Genomic DNA, 1,098 nt, shown 5'->3' with positions numbered 1-1,098 from the left:
CAACCGAGAGGTCCTGTTTGGCGTGATAAGCAGAAGCCTACCACCCGGAACGAGAACCCGGAAGGCCTCACGGAGATATCGTTCCTGATCGGCTACGTGCTCGAGCACCTGAAACGACGTAACTACATCGAAGGATCGGTCGGCGAATGGTATCGGGCCGGTGCTTGAAATCTTGCCGAAACGAACATTGCTAGCTGAATAACGCCGGCTTGCATATTCAATCGCCTCCGCGGCAACATCGACGGCCTCCACGCTTTTCGCTGTATTTGACATCATGTGGGAGCCAAAGCCGCTCCCGCATCCGAAATCCAGCACGCGCTTTCCTTCAATGAAGGACGCTGCCCAGTCGTAGGAAGCCACGTGCATTAGGTAAATCACGTAGTCCTGAATTGACGACATATAGCCGTCGGTGACCACTCGTTCTCCCGTGCGCTCCAATACCATGCGAGGCGTCCAGTGTTTTGTAACCCACCGAAGAAAACGCTCCCGCGAGACGGCCCAAAGAACGTGCCGCGAGAGTCTCCCGCCACCGAAGCGGCCCAGAATGCCGAGCCGCTTCCGGCGAGACCGAGTGGTCGTAGTCGACCAATATCCGAGTGGCAAGCAGAATTCATGTACCGGCGCTCCGGGCGGGGTGCAGGTAATCAAGGGCGATCTGCACCCCCAAGTGTTTGATCCGCCGAAAAGTAGCCGAGTTCGAAAGCGGTCTCCTCGGTCACATACGAGTTCATCAGTTGCGGTCGATGATACTATCGTCATCGCCTACTAACGGAATAATGCTTTTATTAATCATCTAGCCGCGCTATGCCCGTCTTGCATGAGGAATTGACTTGGGAGTTCCAATTGGACAGGCCTCGTCGTGGCAACTGCCTTTTGTGTGGCGGGTCCGGAGCGTCCGCGCCTAGCTTGCGGCGCTCCTGTGTGGACGGGCGGTTATCATGATCGCAGATGGTCGTGGCGGCGCTGCGTTGGGGCGAACTATCGCGGCGACCGTGCTCGCGGATGGCGTTCGGTTGGGTACGCGCCCTACCACTCTCTACCAAAAGCGCTGGTTAGTCTTCGGCACATACGACGTCTATAGCCACCCACGAGTCGCAG

At 57.3% G+C, this 1,098-nt stretch carries 1 protein-coding gene; it reads right to left on the bottom strand.

Annotated features, from left to right (window positions below):
* Window positions 1–417, bottom strand: a 417-nt coding sequence (locus AC4FWB_RS34450; RefSeq protein WP_491030666.1) for a class I SAM-dependent methyltransferase, incomplete at its 3' end; no start/stop codon positions are given.
* Between the last annotated feature and the right edge of the window lie 681 nt (window positions 418–1,098).

The sequence above is a fragment of the Mesorhizobium sp. LEGMi-168a genome (genome assembly GCF_058312955.1).
The sequence above is the reverse complement of the archived record's forward strand: the minus strand, read 5'-3'. Positions and strand labels throughout refer to the sequence as shown.